The 13,620-nt window shown below is 54.4% G+C and carries 11 protein-coding genes and 3 tRNA genes; 13 read left to right on the plus strand and 1 reads right to left on the minus strand.

The genetic code is table 11. The features are described from left to right. Positions 1-18: 18 nt before the first annotated feature. From gmd to AAGF34_RS19565, 13 genes are all read left to right on the plus strand, one after another. On the plus strand, positions 19-1,059 hold the full coding sequence (gmd, locus tag AAGF34_RS19505) for a GDP-mannose 4,6-dehydratase (RefSeq protein WP_342617367.1): 1,041 nt from the start codon (positions 19-21) through the stop codon (positions 1,057-1,059). Beyond that, positions 1,056-1,931, plus strand: a complete 876-nt coding sequence (locus AAGF34_RS19510; protein ID WP_342617368.1) for a GDP-mannose 4,6-dehydratase — start codon at positions 1,056-1,058, stop codon at positions 1,929-1,931. The genes gmd and AAGF34_RS19510 overlap by 4 nt, the downstream gene beginning before the upstream one ends. A gap of 76 nt (positions 1,932-2,007) precedes the next feature. Continuing rightward, a complete protein-coding gene (locus AAGF34_RS19515; RefSeq protein ID WP_342617369.1) occupies positions 2,008-3,078 on the plus strand; it encodes a glycosyltransferase in 1,071 nt (356 codons plus the stop codon). Positions 3,079-3,152: 74 nt separating this feature from the next. After that, on the plus strand, positions 3,153-4,109 hold the full coding sequence (locus tag AAGF34_RS19520; protein WP_342617370.1) for a GDP-L-fucose synthase: 957 nt from the start codon (positions 3,153-3,155) through the stop codon (positions 4,107-4,109). Between the two features lie 86 nt (positions 4,110-4,195). Continuing rightward, positions 4,196-5,506 (plus strand): trigger factor, encoded by a 1,311-nt coding sequence (gene tig, locus AAGF34_RS19525; protein WP_342617371.1) that lies wholly within the window; start codon positions 4,196-4,198, stop codon positions 5,504-5,506. 118 nt (positions 5,507-5,624) lie between these two features. After that, positions 5,625-6,254, plus strand: a complete 630-nt coding sequence (gene clpP / locus AAGF34_RS19530; RefSeq protein WP_342617372.1) for an ATP-dependent Clp endopeptidase proteolytic subunit ClpP — start codon at positions 5,625-5,627, stop codon at positions 6,252-6,254. 106 nt (positions 6,255-6,360) lie between these two features. Next, positions 6,361-7,626 carry an ATP-dependent Clp protease ATP-binding subunit ClpX gene (gene clpX, locus AAGF34_RS19535; protein WP_342617373.1) on the plus strand — a complete coding sequence of 422 codons (1,266 nt, stop codon included), beginning with the start codon at positions 6,361-6,363 and terminating at the stop codon, positions 7,624-7,626. Between the two features lie 146 nt (positions 7,627-7,772). Further along, positions 7,773-10,208 carry an endopeptidase La gene (lon, locus tag AAGF34_RS19540; RefSeq protein WP_342617374.1) on the plus strand — a complete coding sequence of 812 codons (2,436 nt, stop codon included), beginning with the start codon at positions 7,773-7,775 and terminating at the stop codon, positions 10,206-10,208. Between the two features lie 73 nt (positions 10,209-10,281). Further along, positions 10,282-10,357 (plus strand) — tRNA-Gly (locus AAGF34_RS19545). A gap of 54 nt (positions 10,358-10,411) precedes the next feature. After that, positions 10,412-10,485, plus strand: a tRNA-Cys gene (locus AAGF34_RS19550). 69 nt (positions 10,486-10,554) lie between these two features. Further along, a tRNA-Leu gene (locus AAGF34_RS19555) sits at positions 10,555-10,647 on the plus strand. Positions 10,648-10,668: 21 nt separating this feature from the next. Continuing rightward, positions 10,669-11,295 (plus strand): DUF6806 family protein, encoded by a 627-nt coding sequence (locus AAGF34_RS19560; RefSeq protein ID WP_342617375.1) that lies wholly within the window; start codon positions 10,669-10,671, stop codon positions 11,293-11,295. 15 nt (positions 11,296-11,310) lie between these two features. Continuing rightward, entirely contained in the window at positions 11,311-12,540 is a 1,230-nt protein-coding gene (locus AAGF34_RS19565; protein ID WP_342617376.1) for an HD-GYP domain-containing protein, read from the plus strand. On the opposite strand, the gene AAGF34_RS19570 is transcribed toward AAGF34_RS19565, so the two are convergent. Continuing rightward, positions 12,537-13,619: a phosphotransferase gene (locus AAGF34_RS19570; protein ID WP_342617377.1), complete on the minus strand. Its 1,083-nt coding sequence runs from the start codon at positions 13,617-13,619 to the stop codon at positions 12,537-12,539. The two genes, AAGF34_RS19565 and AAGF34_RS19570, sit on opposite strands and share 4 nt — an antisense overlap. Position 13,620: the final 1 nt, after the last annotated feature.

Genomic DNA, 13,620 nt, shown 5'->3' on the forward strand with positions numbered 1-13,620 from the left:
ATTGTTCTGATAAAAATCATGAAAAAGAAGACTGCATTGATAACAGGTGTTACCGGACAAGATGGTGCCTACTTAACCCACCTTTTGCTGGCGAAGGGCTACACTGTGTACGGCACTTATCGCCGTACCAGCTCGGTGAATTTTTGGCGCCTTGACGATGCAGGTGGTCATGTGCACCCGCACTTGCACTTGGTTGAATATGATCTAACGGATCTGGGAGCCAGCATTGCGCTTGTTCAGCGGGTGCAGCCTGATGAAATTTACAATCTGGCAGCGCAGAGCTTTGTTGGTGTGAGTTTTGAGCAACCCGGGACTACTGCGCAGATTACCGGAGTTGGTGCCCTTCATTTGCTTGAGGCAATTCGCTTGGTGAACCCAAAGATTCGCTTTTACCAGGCGAGTACGTCAGAGATGTTTGGTAAGGTGCAGGCTATTCCACAGGTGGAAGAGACGCCCTTCTATCCGCGTAGTCCTTACGGAGTGGCCAAGTTGTACGCCCATTGGATGACCATCAACTATCGTGAGAGCTATGGCATTTTTGGGACCAGCGGCATCCTCTTCAATCATGAGAGTCCCTTGCGAGGCCGGGAGTTCGTTACCCGGAAGATCACGGATTCGGTCGCGAAGATCAAGATGGAAAAGCTGGATTTGTTGGAGCTTGGAAACTTGGATGCCAAACGTGACTGGGGCTACGCCAAAGAGTATGTTGAGGGTATGTGGCGCATGCTTCAGGTAGATGAGCCAGACACCTATGTGCTGGCGACCAACCGTACCGAAACGGTAAGAGATTTTGTGCGTATGGCTTTCAAGGGGGTGGGAGTGGAGCTTGATTTCCGTGGCTCTGGCGAGACGGAAACTGCAGTAGATGTTGCAACAGGTAAGACGGTCATGCGTGTAAATCCGAAGTATTACCGTCCCTCCGAGGTGGAGTTATTGATCGGTAACCCCGCCAAAGCAAAGGAGAAATTGGGCTGGGAACCCAAAACCACGCTGGAGCAATTGTGCCAGATGATGGTGGATGCGGACTTGCGTCGGAATGCACAAGGGTTCTCGTTTTGAAGATTCTGCTGACTGGTGCAAACGGTTTTACCGGGATTCACTTTGCCAATTTGGCGCGAAACTCCGGGCACGAAATTGTTCCTTTCGATACAGACCTGACAGACCAAAAGGGAGTGTTGGGGGCAGTCTTGGCCAGCGCACCAGATGCTGTGGTTCATTTGGCTGGGATCGCTTTTGTCGGGCATTCGGATGATGCGGCCTTTTATGCCGTCAATGTGGTTGGAACATGCAACCTGCTTGCGGCGCTTACACAGCTACCTCGCTCACCCCAATGTGTGTTGCTGGCTAGCAGTGCCAATGTGTATGGCAACTGTATTTCTTCTCCCATTGTGGAAACTCAGGCACCTGCACCTGTCAATCACTATGCCGCTAGTAAATTGGCGATGGAGCATATGGCGCTGACGTATCTGGATAGGCTACCCGTGGTAATCGTGAGGCCGTTCAACTACACAGGCCCTGGACAACACCTGAACTTCGTGATTCCTAAATTGGTGGACCACTTTGTGAGACGGGCATCGAGTGTCAGTCTGGGAAATTTGCACGTGGAGCGCGAGTTCAACGATGTGAGCATGGTATGTGAGGCCTACATGTCTCTCCTTGCCTTTGGAGCCGCCGGTGAGGTTTACAACGTGTGTTCTGGACATCCGCACGACTTGGCCGAGGTTGTAAAGGACCTTGCCCGTCTGTCGGGACATGCGTTGAAGGTCGATGTCAATCCGGCGTTTGTTCGTGCAAATGAATTACATCGCCTAAGTGGATGCCCTGATAAGCTGCTAACGTTACTTTCATCCCATGGGGTGTCTCTGCGGATGCCATCTTTGGAGGAAACTCTGATTGGCATGCTCCAAGTCGCTAAAGCTTCTTTGGCATGATCCTGTTCGAAATTAGATCTGCTTCATGAGAGTACTTCACGTTTATAGGACGTACTTCCCTGATCCGCCGGGAGGGTTGCAGGAAGCTATCCGCCAAATCTGCTTGGCCACTTCAGGATATGGTGTTGAATCAAAAGTTTTTGCCCTGTCTCCGAATCCTATACCTAAAGTCGTTTTGAATGGTCCGTCTGAGACGGTTCGCAGCAAGTCCTGGATGGCTCCTGCATCGTGTGACATTGGTGGTTTCGATTCAATTGCTGAGTTTCTGAATTTGGCGGAATGGGCGGATGTAATTCACTTCCATTTCCCTTGGCCTTTCGGAGACATTCTTAATTTTTTCAGACGTGCCAATAAGCCTGCCGTAATCACCTACCACTCGGACATCGTCAGGCAGCGTGTTCTGAATATGGTGTACCGTCCTTTGATGCTTCGCACCATCCGTTCTATGGCTGCTGTCGTTGCAACCTCTCCTGCGTACGCGAAGACTAGTCCCGTGTTGCTACAGGATGTGCCGAGCGATAAATTGCACACAATCCCGTTGGGAATAGTAGATCGCCGCGATACTTCAATTCAATCTGAGGACGGCTCCGGACCGGTGGCCGGCGAAAGTGTGCCGTTTGTCTTGGCTATTGGTGTTTTGCGTTACTACAAGGGACTGCACACTCTGATTCAAGCTGCTTTAGAGATCAAGGGGCAAATTGTCATTGCAGGGTCCGGTCCAGAAGGCGAGGCGTTGAAGGAGCTTGCACAACGTCTTGGCGCGCACAACGTTACATTCTTGGGGCAAGTAACGGAAGAGCGCAGAGACGATCTTTTGCGCCAATGCAGGGCTGTTGTGTTTCCATCACATATGCGATCTGAAGCCTTTGGTATGGTGTTGGTCGAGGCTTCAATGTTTTCCAAACCCATGGTGTGTTGCGAAGTGGGCTCTGGTACGTCATTCGTCAACGAAGATGGAGTGACTGGTTTGGTGGTTCCTCCTGAGTCACCTCAAGAATTTGCTTCGGCTTGCAATCGCTTATTGACAGATCAACGCCTGGCAAAAAAGATGGGTGACGCCGCGCGCGCGCGCTACGAGCGACTTTTCTCAGGCGAAGCGCTTGGCGGAGCATACTGTAACTTGTATCGGCTAGTATGTATTCGTTGATTGAAGATTTTGGAGAGCAGTTGTGTTTTTGCTCGCCATGCTTCGCATTACTTAACTAGTTGGTAGAGGCATTCATGTCAGAAAAAATTTTTGTCGCAGGACATAATGGTCTAGTAGGTTCTGCCATTGTTAGGACGTTATTAGGCGGCGGGATTCGTGAAGATCAGATCGTGCGCCGCACCAGAGTAGAGCTGGATCTTTGCAGCCAAGCAGCAGTGCATCATTTCTTCGAACAAGAGCGCCCCACACAGGTTTACATGGCCGCGGCCAAGGTCGGCGGCATCTACGCCAACAATACTTATCCAGCGGATTTCATTTATGACAACTTGATGGTGCAGGCCAACGTCATCCACGCAGCCCACGTCAACGGGGTGCAAAAGCTGATGTTTTTAGGCTCAAGCTGTATCTATCCTCGCCTGGCCGCGCAGCCTATGACGGAGGACGCACTGATGACAGGCACTCTGGAACCTACAAACGAACCCTATGGCATCGCCAAAATTGCCGGCATCAAGTTGTGCGAGAGCTACAACCGCCAATATGGGCGGGATTATCGTAGCGTAATGCCGACGAATCTATATGGTCCAGGTGACAGTTACCACCCCGATAACAGCCACGTCATTCCTGCATTGATTCGTCGTTTCCACGAGGCAAAGCTCAGTGGCGCGCCCGAAGTGGCCATCTGGGGAACAGGGACACCACGCCGGGAGTTTCTGTACGTGGACGACATGGCCGCAGCCAGCGTCTTCGTGATGCAGCTGCCTTTGGAGGTCTACCAATCTCAGACCAAGCCCATGCAGAGCCATATCAATGTGGGCTATGGCAGCGACGTGACGATTGCGGAGGTTGCCCAGGCGGTCGCCCAAGCAGTGGGCTACAGCGGCGCAGTCACGTTTGATACCTCCAAGCCCGATGGTGCACCACGTAAGTGGATGGACAGTAGCAAACTCAATGCGTTGGGGTGGACTGCCAAGACATCCTTATCTACTGGACTTGCTAAGGCCTACGAAGACTTCCTGCGCCGTGGACTCTGAGACGAAGCGGGTCTCTGCGGGCCAACTTTGCCCGTCGGCTACAATCGCGGGTTGACTTAAGCACACCAAAATACCAGGAGTGAGTGATGGCTGTTACTGTAGAAACCCTAGAAAAACTTGAGCGCAAGATCACGCTGACGCTGCCTGTGGGCATCATCCAGAATGAAGTGGAGTCCCGTCTTCGCAAGCTCGCTCGCACGGTGAAGATGGACGGCTTCCGTCCTGGCAAGGTTCCCATGAATGTGGTGAGCCAGCGCTACGGCTATTCCGTGCATTACGAAGTGATGAACGACAAGGTCGGCGAGGCATTTGCCACCGCCGCCAATGAAGCCAAGCTGCGCGTTGCGGGCCAGCCCAGAATTACCGAATCCGAAGCGTCTCCCGAAGGCCAAATGGCTTTTGATGCCGTTTTTGAAGTCTTTCCCGAAGTCAAGATCGCTGATCTGTCCACTGCTGAAGTTGAAAAGATCAGCACCGAAGTGACCGACGCTGCAGTCGATAAGACGGTCGAAATTCTGCGTAAGCAGCGTCGCACTTTCGCTCAGCGCCCGCACGACGCTGCTGCCCAGGACACAGACCGCGTGACTGTGGACTTCGAAGGCAAGATTGATGGCGAACCCTTTGCCGGCGGCAAGGCAACCGACTTTCAGTTCATTCTGGGCGATGGCCAGATGCTCAAGGAGTTTGAAGAAGCGACCCGCGGCATGAAGTCCGGCGAAAGCAAGACGTTCCCATTGGCCTTCCCTGAGGACTATCACGGCAAGGATGTGGCCGGCAAGACAGCCGACTTCCTGGTCACGGTCAAGAAGATTGAAGCAGCGCATTTGCCCGAAGTGGACGGAGCTCTGGCCAAGGCGCTGGGCATTGCCGATGCCACCGTGGAAGGCCTGCGTGCCGACATCACCAAGAACCTGCAGCGCGAAGTCAAATACCGCCTGTTGAACCGCAACAAGCAAGCGGTGATGGACGCCCTGATCGCCAAGGCTGAGTTGGACTTGCCTAAGTCCAGCGTGCAAGCTGAACTGGACCGCATGGTGGAGGGCGCTCGCGCCGACCTGAAGCAACGTGGCATCAAGGACGCAGACAAGGCGCCCATTCCAGATGACATCTTCCGCCCCCAAGCTGAACGCCGTGTGCGTCTGGGCCTGGTCGTGGCTGAGCTGGTGCGCGCTAACGACCTGGCCGCCAAGCCCGAGCAGATCAAGGCACACATCGACGAACTGGCTGCCAGCTACGAAAAACCGGCTGACGTGGTGCGTTGGTACTACGGCGACAACCGTCGCATGGCGGAAGTGGAAGCCATTGTCATTGAGAACAATGTGACTGAATTCGTGTTGTCCAAGGCCAAGGTGACCGAGAAGTCTGTGTCCTTCGACGACCTGATGGCTCAGAACTGATCTGCCAAGAACGCGAAATAAATGGGGCTTGTGCGGGACTTGCAGTTCCGCGCAATAGCCCCATTTGTTTTTGTGTCAAATTTTTAGTTACAGTTGGTAGACCTTTTCTGGAGTTGCTATGAACGTGAAATACGGAGCGCCGAGCGCAATGGACATTCAAGGCCTGGGCATGGTGCCCATGGTGATCGAGCAGTCGGGGCGTGGCGAGCGTTCTTACGACATCTACTCACGCTTGCTCAAAGAGCGCGTGATTTTCCTGGTGGGTCCGGTCAATGACCAGACTGCGAATCTGGTTGTGGCCCAGTTGCTGTTCCTGGAAAGTGAAAATCCGGACAAGGACATCTCTTTCTACATCAATTCACCTGGCGGCTCCGTCAGCGCCGGCATGGCGATTTTTGATACGATGAACTTCATCAAGCCCGACGTGTCGACTCTGTGCACAGGCATGGCCGCCAGCATGGGCGCGTTCCTGCTGGCTGCTGGAGCCAAGGGTAAGCGGTTCTCATTGCCGAATTCCAAGGTCATGATTCACCAGCCATCCGGTGGCAGCCAGGGGCAGGCGACGGAAATCGAGATTGCCGCGCGCGAAATCCTGAAGACGCGCGAGCAGCTCAACAAGATTCTGGCCGAGCGCACCGGCCAGCCTTTGGACAAGATCGAGCGTGATACCGAGCGTGACTACTACATGTCGGCCGACGAGGCGAAGGAGTACGGCGTGGTGGATCAGGTGATTTCCAAGCGTCCCTGATCCGGCCTGGGTCTAAACCCTGCTGAAGCGGTGCCTATTCGCGGGTAGGCACCGTTTTTTATTTGGTTATCATCCGCGTAACAAGTTGTTAAAGGGCAGTTAGCACATGGCCGAGAAAAAAGGCACTTCCAGCGAGAAAACCCTGTATTGCTCCTTTTGTGGCAAGAGTCAGCACGAGGTCAAGAAGCTGATAGCCGGACCGTCGGTTTTCGTATGCGATGAGTGCATTGAGCTCTGCAACGAGATCATTCGGGACGAGCTGCCGGCTACAACCCAAGGCAAAGACATCAAGAGCGAACTGCCGACTCCGGCGGAAATCAAGGCCAATCTGGACAATTACGTCATTGGACAGGAGCCCGCCAAGCGGACACTGGCCGTTGCGGTGTACAACCATTACAAACGACTGCGCCACAAGGACAAGTCCAAGAAGGATGACGTGGAGCTTGCCAAGAGCAACATTCTCCTGATTGGCCCCACCGGCTCAGGCAAGACGTTGCTGGCACAGACCCTGGCGCGCATGTTGGACGTGCCTTTTGTCATGGCCGATGCCACCACTCTGACTGAGGCGGGCTATGTGGGTGAAGACGTGGAAAACATCGTCCTGAAGTTGCTGCAAAGCTGCAATTACGAGGTGGAGCGTGCTCAGCGAGGCATCGTCTACATTGATGAAATCGACAAGATTTCCCGCAAGTCCGACAACCCGTCCATTACCCGTGACGTGTCGGGGGAGGGCGTGCAGCAGGCACTGCTGAAGCTGATTGAAGGCACCATGGCAAGCGTCCCCCCCCAGGGCGGTCGCAAGCACCCCAACCAGGACTTCGTGCAGATCGATACCACCAACATTCTGTTCATTTGCGGAGGTGCTTTCGCTGGTCTGGAAAAGGTCATTGAGGCGCGTACCCAGTCTTCTGGCATCGGTTTTTCAGCCAGTGTGAAGAGCAAGCAGCAGCGCAGCCTCACCGAGGTGTTCAAGGACGTGGAGCCTGAGGATCTGATCAAGTTTGGCTTGATCCCTGAGCTGGTCGGCCGTATGCCGGTGGTTGCCACATTGGCTGAGCTCACCGAAGACGCATTGGTTCAGATTCTGACCGAGCCCAAGAATGCATTGGTGAAGCAATATGCCAAGTTGCTGGCCATGGAAGGCGCAGAGCTGGAAATCCGCCCGTCTGCACTCAAGGCGATTGCCAAGCGCGCTCTGGCCCGCAAAACTGGAGCCCGGGGACTGCGTTCCATCCTGGAGCAGTCCTTGATTGACACCATGTACGAGTTGCCCAACGTGGCAAACGTCGAAAAGGTGGTGGTAGATGAGTCCACCATTGACGAGAACAAGCCGCCTTTGTTGGTGTACCGCGAAGCGGCCAAGAAGGCCTAGTGAACCTCATGCCCGAAATGCTGTTTGAAAAGGCTTTCGGGCAGGTTTGGCGCAGATACGAAGACATTTGTCCAGTTGCTAGTGGGCAAGCGCTTGAATTCGCAGGATAGCGAACCATATTTGAACGGTTACGAAAAGGTTTAATCATGTCTGGCCACACACCCCTACCCACCGACGCAATCAATTTGCCGCTGCTGCCTCTGAGAGACGTGGTGGTGTTTCCCCACATGGTGATTCCGCTCTTCGTGGGGCGCCCCAAGAGCATCAAGGCTCTGGAAGCCGCCATGGAAGCAGAACGCCGCATCATGTTGGTGGCGCAAAAGGCCGCGGCTAAGGACGATCCCCTGGTATCGGACATGTTCGATATGGGGTGCGTTTCCACCATCCTGCAAATGCTCAAACTCCCTGATGGAACCGTCAAGGTCTTGGTAGAGGGGCATCAGCGCGCTTCAGTGAACCACATTGAAGAAAGCGAATCGCACTTCACGGCCAACGTGTCTCCCATTGATATGGGCGAATCCAGTGATGAAGCAGTTCATGGAAAGAGCAGCGAAATTGAGGCTTTGCGCCGTGCGGTCATGCAGCAATTTGACCAGTACGTCAAGCTGAACAAGAAGATTCCGCCCGAGATCCTGACTTCCATATCCAGCATTGACGATGCCGGCCGTTTGGCGGACACCATCGCGGCACACCTGCCCCTCAAGCTGGATGCCAAGCAGGCCGTCTTGAGCCTGTCGAGCGTGAAGGATCGCCTGGAGAATCTGTTCGAACAGATCGAGCGTGAGGTGGACATCCTCAATGTCGACAAGAAGATCCGTGGTCGCGTCAAGCGCCAGATGGAAAAGAACCAGCGCGATTTCTACCTGAACGAACAGGTCAAGGCGATCCAGAAGGAGCTGGGCGAGGGCGAAGATGGCGCAGACATCGAAGAGATCGAAAAGAAGATCAAGTCTTCCAAGATGCCTAAAGAAGCGCAGAAGAAGGCAGAAGCGGAGCTGAAGAAGCTCAAGCTCATGTCGCCCATGTCCGCAGAAGCCACTGTGGTGCGCAATTACATTGACGTGTTGACCGGCCTTCCCTGGAACACCAAGACGAAGATCAAGCACAACCTGACCAATGCGGAAAATGTGCTGAATGAGGACCACTATGGCCTGGACAAGGTCAAGGACCGCATTCTGGAATATCTTGCAGTGCAGCAGCGGGTGGACAAAGTCAAGGCGCCGATTCTGTGCCTGGTCGGCCCTCCGGGCGTTGGCAAGACGTCGCTGGGGCAATCCATTGCCAAGGCAACTGGACGCAAGTACGTGCGAATGGCACTGGGTGGCATGCGTGACGAAGCGGAAATCCGTGGTCACCGTCGCACCTATATTGGCGCGATGCCCGGCAAGGTTCTGCAGAGCCTGACAAAGGTCGGAACACGCAATCCGTTGTTCCTGTTGGACGAAATCGACAAATTGGGTACTGACTTCCGGGGCGACCCCAGTAGTGCGTTGTTGGAAGTGTTGGACCCGGAGCAGAACCACAAGTTTGGCGACCACTATGTGGAGGTCGATTACGACCTGAGCGACGTGATGTTTGTGGCGACTTCGAACTCCATGAACATACCGCCAGCATTGCTGGACCGCATGGAAGTAATCCGCTTGTCGGGTTATACCGAAGACGAAAAGGCCAACATTGCCATCCGGTATCTGCTACCCAAGCAGATGAAGAACAATGGCGTGAAAGAGTCCGAGTTGGCCATTTCGGAAGATGCTGTGCGTGACATCATCCGCTACTACACCCGAGAAGCCGGCGTTCGCTCCCTGGAGCGCGACTTGTCCAAGATCTGCCGCAAGGTGGTCAAGGGCCTGCTCCTGAAGAAGCTGGAGCCCCAGGTGAAGGTGACGGCAGAGAACCTCAACGAGTACTTGGGTGTGCGCAAGTACACCTATGGACGTGCGGAGCAGCAAAACCAGGTCGGTCAGGTGGTGGGCTTGGCATGGACCGAAGTTGGCGGTGATCTGCTGACCATTGAAGCGGCGCTCACGCCAGGTAAGGGCGTGATTACACGCACCGGCTCGTTGGGTGACGTCATGAAGGAGTCTGTTGAGGCAGCACGCACTGTAGTGCGAAGCCGGGCCCGCCGTTTAGGTATTAAGGATGAAGTGTTCGAGAAGAAGGACATTCACATACATGTGCCCGATGGCGCCACGCCCAAGGACGGTCCAAGTGCTGGTGCGGCGATGACGACTGCCTTTGTCTCAGCCTTGACAGGTATACCTGTTCGTGGGGATGTTGCCATGACCGGTGAAATCACCTTGCGGGGTGAAGTAACGGCGATTGGTGGCTTGAAGGAAAAGTTGCTTGCCGCATTGCGTGGTGGCATCAAGACCGTGCTGATCCCGGAAGAGAATGCCAAGGATTTGCAGGACATACCCGAAAACGTCAAGAACGGACTGGAGATCGTTCCTGTGAAGTGGATCGACAAGGTGTTGGAAGTCGCGCTGGAGTCCATGCCGGTCCCATTGCCTGATGAGGATGTGGTTCCGTCCGAAGTGGCCGCAGTGAAGACCGGCGGCGTGCAAGAGACGATCAAGCATTGAGGCAAAATTTTTTGAAAAGTTTGGCTTAGTGCCAAAAGATTCAAAAAACGCGCTATAATTTGAGGCTTGAAACGCGGGAATAGCTCAGTTGGTAGAGCGCAACCTTGCCAAGGTTGAGGTCGAGAGTTCGAGACTCTTTTCCCGCTCCACATTCCAGAAAAGGGAAGCAGCCGCTTCCCTTTTTCTTTAACGAAAAGAATAGTGGCGCGATAGCAAAGCGGTTATGCCCCGGATTGCAAATCCGGTTAGTCCGGTTCGACTCCGGATCGCGCCTCCATCCATCAGGCTCTTGAATGCCCCGTCATTGTTCTTTGGCGGGGCATTTTTGTTCCACAATAGCTAGCGTGCCCGAGTGGTGAAATAGGTAGACACATCGGACTTAAAATCCGCCGCTTCGTGAATAACGGGCGTACCGGTTCGATTCCGGTCTCGGGCACCATCTAACATTACACTCATCACCATGGCACGCTACAACGCACCCTTCGAGATTCATGTCCATGGTCAGGTGCCTTTGCGGGCGGATGTGGGTTTCTCCACCTTGCAGGAATCTCTCAAGCCACTTTGGAAATACGCCGGTAGCAACTCGTTTGCGGACGGGGCTGTCAGTTCTTACGAAGACGAGCCGGGCATCAAGTTTGACGCGGCTGACCACGTGCTGCAGATGTGCTGGACGGTTCCTGGAGACGAAGACTTCAGACAGACGCTGGATGAGGTCTGCATGAATCTCAATGAAATTGCCGAAACGGGCGCTGCCATCGAAGTGACCTTCTACGATGCCGACTATGACAGCGAGGAAGACCCGCAGTCTGGTGAATCACGTGATGACTTTCTTATGTTGTTTGTGGGACCCAATCCGGCCGCCATCATGCAGGTCCAAAGAGATCTGCTGGTGCAGGATATGATCAATATGATGGAGCGCCACTTTGATGCCAGTGAATTGGGCGGGGTGGTTGCAGAAGTTGACAAGTTGTTTGCGCAACGCTTCGATGCACTGGTGCACTCCTTGGAAATTGGAAAGCCTCCCAGGGGATCGGGAGGCAATCACGGTGGCCACGGTGGGGGGAGAAAGCCGCGCCATCTGCATTGAGTTATCCGGGCTTTCATGCTAAAAAAAATACAGGTTCAGCAATTAAGGGTTGGGATGCACTTGAAGGAGTTTTGTGGCTCCTGGATGGAGCATCCGTTTTGGCGAAACGGTTTCGTAATTGCCGACCCCAAGGACATCGAGAGCGTTCTGGCGAGCAGCATCAAGGAAGTCTGGATTGATTGTTCCAAAGGGCTGGACGTTGCCAGCGGAGAGCCCTCCATATCCGAGGCGGAGTCCGAAGCAGAAGTCAATGCAACTCTGGCAAAGGTGGTCCAAGAGCGTCGCAATGTCTCTCCGACATCTTCTGCGCAAGAAATTGAAACTGCCGCAAGAATTTGTCAGCAGTCCAAGCGTGCAGTTATTTCCATGTTTGAAGAAGCCCGCATGGGCAAGGCCGTGGACACCGGTGATGCGCGAAAACTGGTGGAAGAAATCAACGATTCAGTAGCGCGCAATCCTGGAGCGTTGATCAGTCTGGCACGATTGAAGACGGCGGACGATTACACCTACATGCATTCGGTTGCGGTCTGCGCGATGATGATTGCACTGGCAAAGCAGCTCAAGTTGGACGAGGCGCAAACACGGGTTGCCGGTTTGGCGGGTCTCATGCACGACCTGGGCAAGGCCATGATTCCAATGGATGTTCTGAACAAGCCGGGAAAGCTCAGCACGGCAGAGTTCAACATCGTGAAGCGGCATCCGGAGGAGGGGCATCGCCTGTTGCTTACCGGTACGGATGTGCATCCATTGGTACTGGACGTTTGTTTGCATCACCACGAGAAAACGGATGGCTCTGGTTATCCCAAGGGGCTCAAAGATGCCGAGATCAGTCTCTTTGCCAAAATGGGCGCAGTTTGTGACGTGTACGACGCTATCACTTCCAATCGCCCGTACAAGCCCGGCTGGGATCCTGCCGAATCACTCCGACGTATGGCGGAATGGGCTAAGGGCCATTTCGACATGCAAGTGTTTCAGGCGTTCGTAAAGAGTTTGGGTATCTATCCCATTGGCAGCCTTGTGCAGCTGAGTTCCGGGCGACTGGGCGTGGTGGTAGAGCAAACTGGCAAGTCACTGACCATGCCGTGCGTGAAAGTGTTTTTCTCCACCAAGTCCAACATGCGCATCATGCCGGAAGTGATTGATTTGTCCGGCGCAGGTGTGAAGGAAAAGATCGTCAGCCGGGAAGACCCCGCAAAGTGGCAGTTCCACGATCTGAATGAGCTCTGGTCGGGGTTGCCCGACTAACGCTGAGCAAAGGACCAAGCCAGTTCCGCCAAGGGACGCGCCCCGGCGCCTGAGCGCTCGGCTTCCTCGCTGGAGGCGATGCCCTCTTGGGCGCGTTTGGCAATGCCTTGCAGGATGGCTGCGATGCGGAACATGTTGTACGCCATGTAAAAGTTCCAATCCTCCAGCAACTGATCAGGTCTGGCCAGACCTGTGCGTTCGCAGTATCTTTGTATGTATTCCTGCTCCGCAGGTATGCCCAAAGCCGGCAGATTGAGCCCGCCAATTCCGCGGAACATCCCATAGGGGATATGCCATGCCATGCAGTGGTAACTGAAGTCCGCCAGTGGATGGCCTAGCGTGGACAGTTCCCAGTCCAGAACGGCAATCACCTTGGGTGCCTGCATGTCGAACATCAGATTGTCCAGGCGAAAGTCGCCATGGACGATTGCCATCATCCGGTCATCCCGAGCCATGTCTGGAATATTGCGGGGCAACCATTCTATCAAATGATCCATTTCAGAAATTGGCTTGGTGACGGATGCCACGTATTGCCGGCTCCACCGGCCAATTTGCCGCTCGAAGTAGTTGCCGGGCTTGCCATAATCGCTCAAACCACGCTGAGCAAAATCGACCGTGTGCAGGGCGGAAACGACCCTGTTCATCTCGTCATAGATGGAGCCTCGCTGCTCAGGTGTCATGTCGGGCAGAGATGGATCCCACAGCACGCGCCCCTCTATGTATTCCATCAAGTAGAACGCTCTCCCGATGATGGACTCGTCTTCACATAGGCAGAGCATGTTCGGCACGGGCACCGCAGTACCTGCCAATCCCCGCATGACCGCATATTCCCGCTCAATCGCATGAGCCGAAGGCAGCAACTGTGCAACCGGTCCCGGCTTGGACCGCATGACGTAGCTGCCTTTCGGGGTACTGATCTTGTAGGTGGGGTTGGACTGCCCACCCTTGAACATCTCTACGTGGATGGGGCCCTGAAATCCTGGCAGATTGGCTTCAAGCCAGGCAGTCAGCGCCTGGGTATCGATCGCATGTTTGCCTGTTGCCTGGCGTGTGCCTGTAAATGAATCAGATTCGCTCACG

The sequence above is a fragment of the Rhodoferax sp. GW822-FHT02A01 genome (assembly GCF_038784515.1).
Taxonomy (GTDB): Bacteria; Pseudomonadota; Gammaproteobacteria; order Burkholderiales; family Burkholderiaceae_C; genus Allorhodoferax.